At 74.5% G+C, this 15101-nt stretch carries 12 protein-coding genes; 8 read left to right on the top strand and 4 right to left on the bottom strand.

What is annotated here, in order from left to right; translation table 11 throughout:
* Positions 1–139 precede the first annotated feature (139 nt).
* Positions 140–1420 (bottom strand): SAV2148 family HEPN domain-containing protein, encoded by a 1281-nt coding sequence (locus tag ACFZBX_RS21075; RefSeq protein WP_391535282.1) that lies wholly within the window; start codon positions 1418–1420, stop codon positions 140–142.
* Positions 1421–1911: 491 nt separating this feature from the next.
* Between ACFZBX_RS21075 and glgX the strand changes: the two genes are divergently transcribed.
* The 4 genes from glgX to treZ all read left to right on the top strand — a co-directional run bounded on the left by glgX (position 1912) and on the right by treZ (position 9276).
* Positions 1912–4074, top strand: a complete 2163-nt coding sequence (gene glgX, locus ACFZBX_RS21070) for a glycogen debranching protein GlgX (protein WP_391535281.1) — start codon at positions 1912–1914, stop codon at positions 4072–4074.
* A gap of 114 nt (positions 4075–4188) precedes the next feature.
* Entirely contained in the window at positions 4189–4935 is a 747-nt protein-coding gene (locus ACFZBX_RS21065; protein ID WP_391535280.1) for a hypothetical protein, read from the top strand.
* A gap of 94 nt (positions 4936–5029) precedes the next feature.
* Positions 5030–7561: a malto-oligosyltrehalose synthase gene (gene treY, locus ACFZBX_RS21060; RefSeq protein ID WP_391535279.1), complete on the top strand. Its 2532-nt coding sequence runs from the start codon at positions 5030–5032 to the stop codon at positions 7559–7561.
* Positions 7558–9276, top strand: coding sequence for a malto-oligosyltrehalose trehalohydrolase (gene treZ / locus ACFZBX_RS21055; protein ID WP_391535278.1), 1719 nt, complete (start codon positions 7558–7560; stop codon positions 9274–9276). The genes treY and treZ overlap by 4 nt, the downstream gene beginning before the upstream one ends.
* 7 nt (positions 9277–9283) lie before the next feature.
* On the opposite strand, the gene ACFZBX_RS21050 is transcribed toward treZ, so the two are convergent.
* A complete protein-coding gene (locus ACFZBX_RS21050) occupies positions 9284–10177 on the bottom strand; it encodes a transketolase family protein (protein WP_391535277.1) in 894 nt (297 codons plus the stop codon).
* Positions 10178–10199: 22 nt separating this feature from the next.
* On the bottom strand, positions 10200–10904 hold the full coding sequence (locus ACFZBX_RS21045) for a transketolase (protein WP_391535276.1): 705 nt from the start codon (positions 10902–10904) through the stop codon (positions 10200–10202).
* A 54-nt stretch (positions 10905–10958) separates the two neighbouring features.
* Between ACFZBX_RS21045 and soxR the strand changes: the two genes are divergently transcribed.
* From soxR to ACFZBX_RS21030, 3 genes are all read left to right on the top strand, one after another.
* Positions 10959–11462 carry a redox-sensitive transcriptional activator SoxR gene (gene soxR / locus ACFZBX_RS21040; protein ID WP_391535275.1) on the top strand — a complete coding sequence of 168 codons (504 nt, stop codon included), beginning with the start codon at positions 10959–10961 and terminating at the stop codon, positions 11460–11462.
* Positions 11463–11470: 8 nt separating this feature from the next.
* The gene (locus tag ACFZBX_RS21035) at positions 11471–11905 is read left to right on the top strand and encodes a hypothetical protein (RefSeq protein ID WP_391535274.1); all 435 of its coding nucleotides are present in this window, start codon (positions 11471–11473) and stop codon (positions 11903–11905) included.
* 159 nt (positions 11906–12064) lie between these two features.
* Positions 12065–12856 (top strand): SDR family NAD(P)-dependent oxidoreductase, encoded by a 792-nt coding sequence (locus tag ACFZBX_RS21030; RefSeq protein WP_391535273.1) that lies wholly within the window; start codon positions 12065–12067, stop codon positions 12854–12856.
* A 60-nt stretch (positions 12857–12916) separates the two neighbouring features.
* Here ACFZBX_RS21030 and ACFZBX_RS21025 read toward each other — a convergent pair whose 3' ends face one another.
* Positions 12917–14098: an acyl-CoA dehydrogenase family protein gene (locus tag ACFZBX_RS21025; protein ID WP_391535272.1), complete on the bottom strand. Its 1182-nt coding sequence runs from the start codon at positions 14096–14098 to the stop codon at positions 12917–12919.
* A gap of 259 nt (positions 14099–14357) precedes the next feature.
* On the opposite strand from ACFZBX_RS21025, the gene ACFZBX_RS21020 reads away from it, so the two are divergent.
* A complete protein-coding gene (locus ACFZBX_RS21020; protein WP_391535271.1) occupies positions 14358–15059 on the top strand; it encodes a DUF899 domain-containing protein in 702 nt (233 codons plus the stop codon).
* The last annotated feature ends 42 nt before the right edge of the window (positions 15060–15101 follow it).

The raw sequence follows: 15101 nt of genomic DNA, 5'->3' as shown, positions 1-15101 counted from the left end.
GGCTCGACACCTACGCCACAGAGCCCCCACGGAACCATCCGATGGTCGTACTCGTCGTATGGATTCGGTGTTCTCACGACTACACAGCGCATGCGCCGAGGGGTGTCCCGTTCCTGTGTCCCGTTCCCCGGGCGGGAGGTCAGGAGACGGGGCGGGAGTCGGCCCAGACGCCCTCGAACTCCTCGCGGTAGACCTCCAGGAGGCCGGCGTCCGTGCCGCCCGGCTGCTGGCCGGCGCCGCCGCGCAGGACCAGGGCGGGGGACTCCATGCCGCGGGCGCGGCGGAGGTAGGGCTGGACGACGCCGAGGTCGCGGGTCTGGCGGCGGCCGCCGGGGGCCGGGGCGGCGGACGGCACGCCCTCGACCAGGTAGGCGGTGAAGCGCGGGGTCTCGTCGAACACCCGGATCTCGAAGCCGCCCTGGTCGCGCAGTGCGGCGCGGACCCGGCGCACGTGCAGGATGTTCATCTGGATCGAGCGGCCCAGCTCGCCGCGGCCGAGGCCGAGTTCGCGCTCGCGGCGGCGGACGGCGCTGCTGGCGGGGTTGAGGAAGAGCAGCCGGACCCGGCAGCCGTCGGTGGCGAGCCGGACGAGGCGCTTGCCGGTGTAGTTCTGGCAGAGCATGCCGAGGCCGATGCCGAGCGCGTCCAGCCGCCGGGCGCCGTCGAGGAGGTCCTCGACCGGCAGGTCGCGCTGGAGCCGGACCCGGTCGGGGTGGACGGCGACGACGTCCGCGTAACGGCCGGCGACCAGCGACTCGACGACGTCGGCGGGCACGGCCCCGGCGCCGCCGTCGAAGAGGGCGAGCAGCCGGGCGGCGGCCCGTTCGGTCTGGGCGAGGACGGTCGCGGTGAGGACCCGGTTGCGGGAGACGACGTGCCGGGCGACCTCCAGCTCGTCGAGGGCCAGCTCGATCTCCCGGCGGTCCGCCAGATACGGCTCGAAGCACGGCCAGTGCTGGACCATCAGCTCGCGCAGCTGCGGCAGGGTGAGGAAGACCAGCGGGTCGTCGTCGGCGGGGTCGAGCAGGTAGCCCTTGCGCCGGCTGACCTCGCGCACGGCGCCGGCCCGGTGCGCCCACTCCTCGCCGGCCGGGCCGGCCGCGGCGGTGACCCAGTCCTCGCCGTGGGCGGGCGCGTAGATCGGGTGCAGCACCTCGTCGACGAGCGAGCGCAGCCGCTGTTCGACCAGGTTGAGCCAGACGTAGGCCCGCCCGGAGAGGCGGACCCGCTGGTAGGCGTCCTCCCACTCGGCGCCGGACCAGGCGAGCGCGGGGACGTCGACCGGTCCGCCCTGGGACGGGACGAGCGAGCGCCCGCCGGTCAGGGCGGGCCGCATGACCACCGTCGGTGCCTCGCTGCGGGCGCCGCCCCGGTCGGGGCCGCCGGGCCCACCGCCACGGCCGCCGGCGGGGAACACCATGCGCCACCTCACCTGGTTCCTGCTGGGAGCCGCCCGCGGCCGCTCGGAGCTGTCTGCCTGCCGTCCGGCCGCACGGCGCGCCGCCGGCAGCACCGGCGGTTCGCCGCCGGTTCGCCTGATGGACCGCCACGGGCCCCGGACGGCCGGACGATCAAGGGTACTGCCCGCCGCGAACCGCCCGCAGCCGGTTGGACCACGGCGCCGGCCCGCACCGGCCGGGCCCCGGCGGTCCGCCCCAACCGTCTCACCCGCCCCGCCCGGCACGGAAGACCCGGGACGGCGGTGTGACGCCCCCGGGACGCCGTGGGGACACCCGTTCGGGCGAACACGGTGCGTATGGCCCCGCCACCGGGGAAGGCGTCGGGGAGTATGCGGACTGTGCCGCGCCCGTGTGCCGTACGTCACGGCGCCCGGCCGGTACACCCCGCGGTCCGGCCCCGACCATCGGACTGACCGTCAGTTCTCGTTCAGATCAAGGGAGTCGAGAAACCATGCAGGTCTGGCCAGGGACCCCCTACCCGCTCGGCGCCACCTACGACGGGGCCGGCACCAACTTCGCGGTGTTCTCGGAGAGCGCCGACCGGATCGAGCTCTGCCTGCTCGGCGAGGACGGTTCGGAGACGGCCGTCGAGCTGCGCGAGACCGACGCCTTCGTCCGGCACGCCTACCTCCCCGGTGTCCAGCCGGGCCAGCGCTACGGCTTCCGCGTCCACGGGCCGTACAACCCGGGCCTCGGCCAGCGGCACAACAGCGCCAAACTGCTGCTGGACCCGTACGCCAAGGCGATGAGCGGCCACATCGACTGGGACGAGTCCGTCTACGGCTACCACTTCGGCGCCCCCGAGCGCCGCAACGACCTCGACTCCGCCCCGCACACCATGCACTCGGTGGTGATCAACCCGTACTTCGACTGGGGCACCGACCGCCCGCCGCGCACCGACTACCACCGCACGGTGCTCTACGAGGCCCATGTGAAGGGCCTGACCAAGCTGCACCCCGGCATCCCCGAGGAGATCCGCGGCACCTACGCGGGCGTCGCCCACCCCGCCGTCATCGAGCACCTCGCCAAGCTCGGGGTCACCGCGATCGAGCTGATGCCGGTGCACCAGTTCGTCCGCGACCACCGGCTGCGCGACCTCGGCCTGGCCAACTACTGGGGCTACAACACCGTCGGCTTCTTCGCCCCGCACTCCTCCTACTCCTCCACCGGCGACCGCGGCCAGCAGGTGCAGGAGTTCAAGTCGATGGTGAAGGCGCTGCACGCGGCCGGCATCGAGGTCATCCTCGACGTCGTCTACAACCACACCGCCGAGGGCAACCACCTGGGCCCCACCCTCTCGCTGCGCGGCCTGGACAACGTGTCCTACTACCGCCTGGCCCGGGACCAGCGGTTCTACGAGGACACCACCGGCACCGGCAACAGCCTGCTGATGCGCAGCCCGCACGTGCTCCAGCTGATCATGGACTCGCTGCGCTACTGGGTCACCGAGATGCACGTGGACGGCTTCCGCTTCGACCTCGCTGCCACCCTCGCCCGGCAGTTCCACGAGGTGGACCGGCTCTCCTCGTTCTTCGACCTCGTCCAGCAGGACCCGGTGGTCTCCCAGGCCAAGCTGATCGCCGAGCCCTGGGACCTCGGCGAGGGCGGCTACCAGGTCGGCAACTTCCCGCCGCTGTGGACGGAGTGGAACGGCATGTACCGGGACACCGTCCGCGACCTGTGGCGCGGCGAGAACGCCACCCTCGCCGAGTTCGGCTCCCGGCTCACCGGCTCCTCCGACCTCTACCAGGACGACGGCCGCCGCCCGATCGCCTCGATCAACTTCGTCACCTGCCACGACGGCTTCACCCTGCGCGACCTGGTCTCCTACAACGAGAAGCACAACGAGGCCAACGGCGAGGGCAACCGGGACGGCGAGTCCTTCAACCGCTCCTGGAACTGCGGCGCCGAGGGCCCCGCCGACGACCCGGCCGTCGAGGAGCTGCGGGCCCGCCAGCAGCGCAACTTCCTCGCCACCCTGATGCTCTCCCAGGGCGTGCCGATGCTCTCCCACGGCGACGAGTTCGGCCGCACCCAGCAGGGCAACAACAACGCCTACTGCCAGGACAACGAGCTCACCTGGGTGCACTGGCCGGACGGCGACGGGCCGCAGGGCGACGGGGCGCGGACCCGGCTGCTGGAGTTCACCCAGCGGATGGTCTGGCTGCGCCGCGACCACCCGGTGTTCCGGCGCCGCCGCTTCTTCCACGGCCGCCCGGTCCCGGGCCGGCCCGCCGGGGAGGGCGGGGCCGGCGGCGAGTACGAGGACCTCACCGACATCGCCTGGTTCACCCCCGCCGGGGAGGAGATGACCAAGCGCAACTGGGGTGCCAGCTACGCGAAGTCGCTCACCGTGTTCCTGAACGGCTACGCCATCTCGGAGCCGGACCGGCGCGGCGGGCGGATCGTCGACGACTCCTTCCTGCTGATGTTCAACGCGCACTCCGAGCCGCTGGAGTTCACCGTGCCGGCCGGGCACGGGCAGGAGTGGCAGGTGGTGGTGGACACCGCCCGGCCGCAGCCGCCCGCGCCCGGCTCCGGGGCCCGGGTCAAGGCCGGGGACGCCCTCTGGCTCACCGACCGCTCGCTGATGGTGCTGCAACGGCCCGCGTGAGCCACGGCGGTGTCCCGGTTCTCCGCCGGCCCTTGCGTGGCGTCCGCCGCGCGGGTCACGGTGGTCCCCGGAAGAACCGGGGACCGGGGACCGAGGACCGAGGGGGCGGGCGGCATGGTGGGCGATCGTCCGAGCGCGACGGAGTTCCTCCTGGGGACACTGCTCTCCGTCCCCGGCCGGATCGCGGACGCGACGATCCGGCGCCCACCCCCGTACCGGCGGCTGCTGGCGCGCACCCGCACCCCGGAGGCGCAGGCCGCCCGGGCCGCCGAACACGCCGTGGTCGAGGGCCTGATCGAGCGGCTCGGCGCGGTCAACGGGGTGACCCACCTGGTCACCCAGGTGGACGACCGGCGGCTCACTCCGGGCCTCGGGCTCGACCCCGGCCGCCGCCTGGAGCTGGTCTGCCAGCTCGCCGCGACCGCCTACTTCGCCGCCGGACCGGACGTCCCGGAGCTGCTGCGCCGGATCGAGGCGGCCGGCGTCGCCGACTGGGGCCGCGGCCTGTTCCACGACCCCCGCAGGCCGCACCCGCCCGGCTCGGTCGCCGACGCGCTGGCGTACTACCGGCACGGCGGCCGCCACCCGGACGGCTCCCCGAGGGACAGCCCCCGGCTGTACGCGCCGGGAACGACCCTGCTCTGGGACGAGCCGGGCGGGCGACCGCTCCCCGAGCCGACCCCGACGATGTTCAACAGCACGTTCTCCCAGTACGCGCACGACCCGGGCGCCGCCGCCCTGGTCGCGGCCGCCCGCGCCGAGCACGGCCTGATCCTGCGCCTGGGCACCTCCGGGGCCGGCGGTCCGCAGCGTCCGGGCTACTTCACGGTGCCGCGCGGCCGGCGGCGCCGGGGCCACTGAGCCGGGGCCGCCGAGCTGCCCACGACACCGCCGCTCACCTGTTCGGGCCAGCAACGGGTCTTGCCCCCGCGTGCCGCCGGGTAGGCATGGAGGCATGACCCACGCCGCCGAGCCCGCGCAGCCACGTTCGGCCGCCTCCGTCCCGTCGTTCGACCCCGCCCGCCGCCCGGCCACCGCGCAGGCGGTCGTCCCGGCCTCGGTGCCCTCCGCCTCGTACCGGCTCCAGCTCCAGCCCGGCTTCACCCTGCGCGACGCCACCGCCGCCGTCCCCTACCTGGCCGCCCTCGGCGTCTCCCACCTGCACCTCTCCCCGCTGCTCGAACCCGTGCCCGGCTCCGCCCACGGCTACGACACCGTCGACCACGGCCGGATCGCCGAGCAGCTCGGCGGCGAGCCGGCGCTGCGCGCGCTGGCCGCCGAGGCGCACCGGCACGGCCTGCGGCTGATCGCCGACGTGGTGCCCAACCACATGGCCGTGCCCGCCCCCGAGCACCTCAACCGGCCGCTCTGGCAGGTGCTGCGCGACGGCCCCGACTCGCCGTACGCCCGCTGGTTCGACATCGACTGGCAGGCCCTGCCCGGCCCGCCGGACGCCCCCGGGCGCGGGCGGGTGCTGCTGCCGCTGCTCGGCGACCGGCTCGGCGCCGTCCTCGACCAGCTCGCCGTCGACGGCGACACGCTCCGCTACCACGACCACGTCCTGCCGCTGCGCCCCGGCACCGGGCACCTCGCGCTGCCCGAACTGCTCGCCCGGCAGTGGTACCGCCTCGCGTGGTGGCGGCTGGCCCGCACCGAGCTGAACTACCGGCGGTTCTTCACCGTCAACGAGCTGATCGCGGTCCGGGTCGAGGACCCGGAGGTGTTCGAGGCCACCCACGGCCTGCTGCTGCGGCTGCACCGCGAGGGCGTGCTGGACGGCTTCCGGATCGACCATCCCGACGGGCTCGCCGACCCGCGCGGCTATCTGGAGCGGCTCGCCGAGGCCACCGGCGGGACGTACACGGTCGTCGAGAAGATCCTCACCGGCGAGGAGCGGCTGCCCGCCGACTGGCCGTGCGCCGGCACCACCGGGTACGACGCGCTGCGCCGGATCGACGGGGTGCTCACCGACCACGCGGGCGCCTGCCGGCTGGCCGGGGCGTACGAGGCGTTCCTCACCGGCGCTCCCCCGGGCGGCGAACCCTGCGCCGACCCGCACCCGGCGCAGGCCGCCGCCCGGCGCGGGCGGGCCGACATGACCGCGCCCGAGGGCGAGCTGGCCGCCGAGGTGGAGCGGCTGGTCCGGCTCGCCGTCCGGCTCGGCGCCGCCGACCCCGTCCACGCCGACCACCCGCCGTGGCGGCTGCGCGCCGCGCTGCGCCGCCAGCTCACCGGCTACCCCGCGTACCGGCCCTACCCCCGGCCCGGGGAGCCGCTGCCGGAAGTCTCCGCCGCGCAACTGCACGCGGCGCTCGCCGCCGACGAGGCGCCCACCGACGCCACCGACCGCTTCGTCGCCGCCCTCGCGGCGGGCGGGCTCGGGCGCGGGCCCGAGCAGGACGAGTTCGCCGTCCGCTTCGCCCAGACCGCCGCCGCGGTCGCCGCCAAGGGCGTCGAGGACACCGCCTTCTACCGCTGGAACGCGCTGCTGAGCCTGAACGAGGTCGGCGGCGAGCCCGCCCGGCCCGGGCTGCGGCCCGAGGACTTCCACGCCTGGTGCCACTACGTCGAACGGCACTGGCCGCACACCATGACGGCGCTCTCCACCCACGACACCAAGCGCAGCGCCGACGCCCGCGCCCGGCTCGCCGTCCTGGCCGAGCAGCCCGGGACCTGGGCCGCCGAGGCCGCCGCCTGGTCCACCGCGGCCGGACCGGGCCCGGGGCCCGCCGCCCGCTTCGACCCCGACAGCGACTGGCTGCTCTGGCAGACCCTGGTCGCCGCCTGGCCGGCCACCCCCGAACGGCTGGTCGCCGCCGTGCTCAAGGCCGCCCGGGAGGCCAAGGTCCACACCTCCTGGACGACCCAGGACATCCGCTTCGAACGCGCCCTCGCCGACCGCGTCCACGCCGTCTTCGGCAACCCCGGGCTGCTCCCCAGGATCGAGGGGTACGTCGCCGCGCTCGCCCCGTACGCGCGCTCCAACACGCTGGCCGCCGCACTGCTGCACCTCACCGTGCCCGGCGTGCCGGACCTCTACCAGGGCGGCGAGGAGCCGCTGTACACCCTGGTCGACCCGGACAACCGACGCGCCGTCGACCTCGGGGCGCTGGCCGTGCGGCTCACCGATTCGGCGGCGGCCCGCCCGGGCGACCTCGCCCGGGAGAAGCTGCACCTCACCACCACCGCCCTGCACCTGCGCCGCGCCCACCCGCTGGGCGCCCACCGGCCGCTCACCGCCGCCGGTCCGGCCGCCGGCCACCTGCTCGCCTTCGGGCGCGGCCCGGACGTGCTCACCGTCGTCACCCGCCTGCCCTACGGGCTCGCCCGCGACGGCGGCTGGCGCGGCACCGAACTTCACCTGCCCGACGGGGGCGAGTGGACGGATGCCCTGACGCTGCGTCACTTTGCCGACGGGCCGGTCCTGTTGAAGGACCTGCTGGCCGACCTGCCGGTCGCGCTGCTGACCAGGAGGGGAGCGGCATGAGGTACGAGGTCTGGGCGCCGTACGCCGCCGAGCGGGTCGAGGTCGCCGTCGACGGCGCCCGCCACCCGCTGGACCGGGACGGGACCCGCGCCGGGTGGTGGCACGGCGAGGCGCCCGCCGGGGACTACGCGTTCGCGCTGGACGGCGGCCGCCCGCTGCCCGACCCCCGCTCGCCCCGGCAGCCGCACGGGCCGGACGGCCCCAGCCGCGCCGTCGACCACGCCGCGTTCAACTGGTCGCACGGCGGATGGCGCGGCCGCCCGCTCGCCGGCGCCGTGCTGTACGAGCTGCACATCGGCACCTTCACCGCCGCCGGCACCTTCGACGCGGCGGCCGGACGCCTGGACCACCTGGTCGAGCTGGGCGTCGACCTCGTCGAGCTGATGCCGGTCTGCCCGTTCCCCGGCAAGCACGGCTGGGGGTACGACGGCGTCTCGCTCTGGGCCGTGCACGAGCCCTACGGCGGACCGGAGGGCCTCAAGCGCTTCGTGGACGCCGCGCACCGCAAGGGCCTCGGCGTCGTCCTCGACGTGGTGCACAACCACCTCGGCCCGGCCGGCAACCACCTGCCGCAGTTCGGCCCGTACTTCACCGACCGCCACCACACCCCGTGGGGCTCCGCCGTCAACCTGGACGCGCCGGGCTCCGACGAGGTGCGCGGCTACCTGATCGGCAGCGCGCTCGCCTGGCTGCGCGACTACCGGATCGACGGCCTGCGGCTGGACGCCGTGCACGCCCTCGCCGACGACCGCGCCGTTCACTTCCTGGAGGAACTCGCCCACGAGGTCGACCGGTTGGCGGTGGCCGTCAACCGCCCGCTGTTCCTGATCGCCGAGTCCGACCTCAACGACCCGCGCACCACCACCCCGCGCGAGGCCGGCGGGCAGGGGCTCGCCGCGCAGTGGAGCGACGACTTCCACCACGCCCTGCACTGCGCCCTCACCGGCGAATCCCAGGGCTACTACGCCGACTTCGCCGCCGCCCCGCTCGCCGCCGTCGCCAAGGCCCTGACCCGGGGCTACTTCCACGACGGCACCTGGTCCTCGTTCCGCGGCCGCCACCACGGCCGGCCCTTCCCGCCCGCGCACGGCGAGCGCCTGCTCGGCTACCTCCAGACCCACGACCAGATCGGCAACCGGGCGCTCGGCGACCGGATCTCCACCAGCCTCTCCCCCGGCCGGCTCGCCTGCGGGGCCGCGCTGGTGCTCACCTCGCCGTTCACCCCCATGCTGTTCATGGGCGAGGAGTGGGGCGCGGCCACCCCCTGGCAGTACTTCACCGACCACACCGACCCCAACCTCGCCGAGGCCGTCCGCCGGGGCCGGCGGCGGGAGTTCACCGAGCACGGCTGGTCGGCGGACGCGGTGCCGGACCCGCAGGAGCCGGCCACCGTGCTGCGCTCCGTCCTCGACTGGACCGAGCCGCGGCGCGCGCCGCACGCCGGACTGCTGGACTGGTACCGGGAGTTGATCCGGCTGCGGAGGGCCTGCCCGGAGCTGGCGGACCCCGGCCTGGCGGCGGTGCGGGTCGACACCGACGAGGCCTCCGGGTGGCTGGTGGTGCACCGCGGGCGCTACCGGGTGGCGGTCAACCTCGGCACGGGGGCCGCGACGCTGCCGCTGGACGGGGAGGTGCTGGCGGCCTTCGGGGGGCACGGGGCCGCCGCCGGAGGGTTCACGCTGGAGGCCGACTCCGTGGTGATCCTTCGTATTTGACGGCCCATCACCAGATGAATTCGCCGATCCGGTCGCGCAGCCCGTGGGCGTCCAGGCCGTAGGCGGCCAGGTGCTCCGGGACCGAGCCGTACTGCCGGTGTTCGGCGCGCGGCACCCCGAGGGCCAGCAGCCGGTGCGGGCGGTCGGCGAGGGCCTGGTGCGCCTCGTTGGCGGAGGTGCCGGCCAGGTACGGCTCGACCAGCACCACGTCCGTGCTCCGTTCGGTGGCGGCCCGCAGCGCGGCGCCGTCGAACGGCCGGACGGTGGCCGCGTACAGCACGGTGACGTCCAGGTTCTCGGTGGCGGCGAGCACGGCGTCCAGCATCGGGCCCACCGCGACCACCGCGCCCCGGCCGCCCCGCCGGACGACGGTGAACCGGCCCGGCTCGACGGCGGTGGCGTGCTCGTTGCCGTGGTCGGAGAGCCGGACGTACACCTTGTGGTCGCCGTCGGCGACCGCGTGGCGCAGCAGTTGCTCCGCCTCGTCGGCGTGGCCGGGCACGTGCACCGTCCAGTCGGGCAGCGTGTCCAGCAGCGCGACGTCGCCCGGCGCCATGTGGGTGCGCCCGCCGGCCGGCCAGTCGTAGGAGCCGGCCGCGCTCACCAGCACGGCGCCGACGCCCTGGTGGCCGAGGTCCAGCTTCACCTGCTCGAAGGGGCGCTCGACGAGGAAGCTGGCGAAGGTGTGGGCGATCGGCCGCAGCCCGGTGAAGGCCAGTCCGGCGGCGGCGCCGATCAGCAACTGCTCGCGGATGCCGACGTTGATCACCCGGTCCGGGTGCCGCCCGGCGGCCGGGTCGAAGCCGGCGGCGCTGATGTCGGCCAGGACGACGGCGAGGCGCGGGTCCTCGTCCAGCAGGCGGGAGGTGGTCTCGATGAAGCGTTCGCGCATGGTGTCCACGGTTCTGGGGCCTCTCTTCGGGTCAGGAGTTCTTCGGCTCGACGCGGGCCACCACGACCCGCGGCCGGCCCGGGTGCTCGGCGGTGTACGCCGCGTACAGCGCCTCGTGGTCGCGGCCGTCCACCGTCTCCACCGACCAGCCCTCGGTGGCGAAGCGCGCGGCGATGCCGCCCCGCCAGCCGTGGGTGGCGGAGGAGTTGTCGATCACCAGGGCGTGCAGCCGGTCCAGTCCGGCGGCGCCCGCGAAGGCCACCGCCTCGTGGTTGGAGCCCTCGTCGAACTCGGCGTCCCCGATCAGCACCCAGACCGCCGGGCCGGTGAGCCCCTGGGCGCGCAGGCCGAGCGCGGTGCCGACAGCGATCGGCAGGCCGTGGCCGAGCGAGCCGGAGCTGACCTCCACGCCGGGGATCAGCAGCCGGTCCGGGTGGTGGCCGAGCGGCGAGTCGTAGGCGCCGAAGCTCGGCAGCACCGCCGGGTCGATGAAGCCCTTGGCCGCGAGGACGGCGTAGTAGGCCATCGGGCCGTGGCCCTTGGAGAGCAGGAAGCGGTCCCGGTCCTGCTCGTCGACGCTCTCCGGGGTCACCCGCAGGACGCGGTCGTACAGCACCCACAGCGCGTCGAGGGTGGAGGTGGCGGCCGGACCGTGCTTCTCGTCGCCGGTCATCAGGGCCATCAGGCCCGGCAGCTCGGCGAAGCCGAGGAGGGGGGCGGGGGTGCGGTTCGTCATGCCCACGATGCTGCTACTTGAAGTCGGCTTCAAGTCAAGCGCTAGAGTGGCCCCATGAGCGCCCACGGTCCCAGCAGGCACGACCTCCTCACCATCGGCCAGCTCTCCGACCGCAGCGGCCTCGCCGCCTCGGCGCTGCGGTACTACGAGAAGCTGGGGCTGATCCACGCCACCCGCACCACCGGCAACCAGCGCCGCTACACCCGCGGCATGCTGCGCCGGATCGCCTTCGTCCGGGCCGCCCAGCGGGTCGGCCTGTCGCTGGACGAGGCCAAGGTCGCCCTGGACCGCCTCCCCGAGCACCGGGCGCCCAGCGGCGCGGAGTGGGACGGCGTCGCACAGTCCTGGCAGAGCCGGATCGAGGAGCAGATCGCCGAACTGGAGCGGCTGAAGGCCAAGCTCACCGGCTGCATCGGCTGCGGCTGCCTCTCCCTCACCCGCTGCGGCCTCTACAACGCCGGCGACCGCGCCGGCGCCGCCGGCCCGGGCGCGCGCTACCTCCTCACCCGCGACCCCGCCACCGGCCCGGAGCCGGCGGGCGACGGCTTCACGGAGTGAGCCCTCACATGGACCTCTTCCTCGCCGACGGCCTGCCCCCGTCCGTCGCCGCCGCCGTCCACCGCGAGGCCCTGCGCGCCCTGCGCCCGTTCATCCGCGAGGCCTGGGTGGACGCGATCAGTGACGAACCGTGGCCGCCGGAGGTGCTGCCCGCGTACGAGCGGCTGCTCACCCTCTCGGAGTCCCGGACCGCCGTCGACATCGACCTCCGGGACGACGGGCAGTTCGCCGTCCTGGTGGCGCTCGCCCCGTACACCATCAGCGCCGAGTGCCGGCGCGACGACGTCCTGGTCTACAGCGCGGGCGACACCGGTCGCGCCCTGTCCGTCACGGTGACGGAGGCCGAAGCCGCCGTCCTCCGCGCCCACCTGGCCGCCGCAGGCCTCCCGCCGGACGCCCTGCGCCGACGGGAGGGCGGGCCGCGGCGCGGGTGGTGCGGCTGACCGGCGGCGCGGCGAACGCGTGTTCGTCAGTTTCCGGTCCGGCCCGGACACACCTTCGGGTGGGCGCACGCCCGCTCGGGTCGCGGGTGGGGCGGACCCTCCTTAGCGTGGATCAGACGTTCCGCGCGCCACGGCGGCGCCGAGGGAAGGGGAAGCCCGATGGAGAGTCTGCTGACGGACAGGACGGCCGTCGTCTACGGCGCGGGGTCGGTCGGAGGCGCGGTGGCCAAGGCCTTCGTCAGGGAGGGCGCCCGGGTGTTCGTGGCGGGCCGCGGCGAGGCCGCGCTCAAACAGCTGGCCCACGACGTGGAGGGCGAGGGCGGCTCACTGGTGACCGCGCGGGTGGACGCGCTGGACCGGGAGGCGGTCGACGGCTTCCTGGACTCCGTGGTCGAGCGGACCGGCGGGCTCGACATCTCCTTCTGCGCGACCTCCACCCGGCGGCCGGGCGGCGAGCAGGGCGCGGCCCTGGGCGAGCTGTCCTTCGAGGACTTCTCGCTGCCGATCATCGACTTCACCAAGGCGCAGTTCACCACCGCCAACGCGGCGGCCGCGCGCATGCTGCCGCGGGAACGGGGCGTCATCATGATGATGACCGCCGCGCCCGCGCGCGTCCCGTTCCCCTACACGGCCGGGTTCGGCCCGGCCTGGGCGGCGGTGGAGGCCTTCGCCCGCACCCTCGCGGCCGAACTCGGGCCGCAGGGCGTACGGGTGCTCTGCCTCCACTCCGCCGGGTCGCCGGACGCGGCGAGGACCACGCTGGCGACGGACCGTCCCGAACTGCCGGCCCGGATGGCGGGCTGGCAGGACCGCTCCGCGGCCCGCAACCTGCTGGGCCGCTGGCCCTCGCTGGCGGACGTCGGCAACATGGCGGCGTTCATGGCCTCGGACCTGGCCGCGGTGTCCACGGGGACGGCGGCCGACCTGACCGGCGGCATGGTGGGGCCCTGAGCGCGCCCGGGCCCGGCGCCCCGGTCTCGGAGCGGCGGGCCCGGCCTCGCCTCGGTCGGCTCAGATGTACAGCGTGTTGGGCTCCAGACCGCACAGGGCCCGGCCGTAGAGCTCCGCGTTGGTGTCCGGGTTGATCAGGGCGTGCAGAGCGACCGCCTGGATGTCCCGGGCGATCCGCTGGAGCGGCACGTCGAGGAAGATCGAGGTACCGCCGCTGATGCTCATCAGCAGGTCGATGGCGTGCTTGGCGAGCCGGGTCGCCTCGCCGTGGTCGTTGCGGACCTGGGCGCGCTCCTCCAGCTTCCACTCCTCGCCGCTCGCGGCCTTGGCGTCCACGGTGGCCGCGGCGCGGCGGGCGTGGAACTCCGCCTGGTCGATGCTGTTGACGGCCTCGGCGACCCGCAGGTGGGTGATCGGGGCCTCGCTCTGCGCCTCGTAGTCGGTGTAGGTGATCTTCCGGCCGGGCAGCCGCTCGAAGAAGACCTCCCGCGCCGCCTTGGCCAGGCCGACCACCACGCCGGCCCCGGAGGCCGCCGCGACCAGGGCGGCCGGGGTGCGCCACACCGGGGACTCGGCGTTGGCCTCCGACAGGCCCTGCGGCCGCATCGAGGCGCTCATCGGGATGACGCGGTGCTCCGGGATGAAGAGCTCCTCGGCCACCGTGGTGACACTGCCCGTACCGCGCAGGGCGCTGGTGTGCCAGTCGTCGACGAGCTTGAGGTCGGCGATCGGGACCAGCGCCATGATCGGCTCGGGCTCGGCGTCCGGACGGAGCAGGATCGCGGCGATCTCCTGCCAGCCCGAGTGCCAGGCCCCGCTGACGAACTTCCAGGAGCCGTTGAGCACGATGCCGCCCTCGACCGGCACGGCCGTGCCGGTGGGGCTGTTGGTGCCGCAGACCCGGGGGGCCTCGGACGTGAAGACCTCGTCCTGGGCGGCGTCCTGGAAGAGGCCGGCGAGCCAGGTCGGGATCCAGAGGACCGAGGAGGTCCAGGCGATGGCGCCGTCGGCGCGGCCGAGCTCCATCGCCACCTCCACCAGCGTGGTGGTGTCGCACTCGTAGCCGCCGTAGCGCACCGGCGTCCTGAGCCGGAAGACGCCGGCCTCGGCGAGGGTCGCGACCGTCTCGTCGCTCAGCCGGCGGTTCTCCTCGGACCAGGCCGCCTGCTCCCGGAGGACCGGCACCAGTGCGGCGACCCGCTCGACGATTTCTTCCCGGGTCGGTATTCCAGTGGACGACATGGCATTTCCTCCTGGACGGTTCGGTTGAGTGGTGACCGGACCGGATCTCACATTCGCGCGGTCACCGGGAAACGATTTCACCGGACGGGCCGGCGGGACATCTTCTGAATTGCCGGATCGCGGCGGCCGGCGTTATGCGCCGGGCAATGGCGTTGAGCAATCGCGAGGAAGAACGCGAGCGCCGTGCGTGCCACCCTGGTGCCAGCATCGTTCCCGCCCGCCGCCTCACCGGCGGCGGCACCGTAGCCAGGAGGCCAGTGTGGATCTGTCGCCCATCGTCAGCAAGGACGAGTGGCTCACCGCCCGCAAGGAACTGCTGGAGCAGGAGAAGGAGCTCACCCGCGTGCGCGACGCGGTCTCGGCGGCCCGCCGCGCGCTGCCGCGGGTGCTGGTCGAGAAGGAGTACGTGTTCGAGGCGCCCGGGGCCTCGCCCACGCTGCTCGACCTCTTCCAGGGCCGGCGGCAGCTGATCGTCCGTCACTTCATGTTCGACCCGGCCTGGGAGCAGGGCTGCCCCGGCTGCTCGATGCAGGCCGACTCGGTGGGGCACCTGGCCCACATGCACAACCGCGACACCTCGTTCGTGATGGTGGCCCGGGCGCCGATCGCCAAGATCGAGCCGTTCCGCGAGCGGATGGGCTGGGACCTGCCCTTCGTCTCCTCCCACGGCAGCGACTTCAACCGCGACTTCAACGTGACCACCGACAAGGGCGAACTGCCCGGCGTGAGCTCCTTCCTGCGCGAAGGCGACCAGGTCTACCACACCAACTCGCTGTACGACCGGGGCAGCGAGGTCACCCTGAACACCTACAACTACCTGGATATGACACTGCTGGGCCGGCAGGAGGAGGGCCTGGAGCACCCCTGGGACTGGTGGCGCCACCACGACCGCTACGACGACGCCACCGCCAAGGGGCCCGGCGAGAACTGGTGGAACGGCCAGGACAAGTTCAGCTCCTGACCGTTCGCGCGCCTGACGAAGCGGCCCGGGTGGCCGGCCCCA

Origin of the sequence: Kitasatospora sp. NPDC008115 (assembly GCF_042957205.1) — a bacterium.
In the GTDB taxonomy this organism is placed as follows: Bacteria; Actinomycetota; Actinomycetes; order Streptomycetales; family Streptomycetaceae; genus Kitasatospora.
Note: the sequence above shows the minus strand (reverse complement) of the source record. Positions and strands in the feature narration are given on the sequence as shown.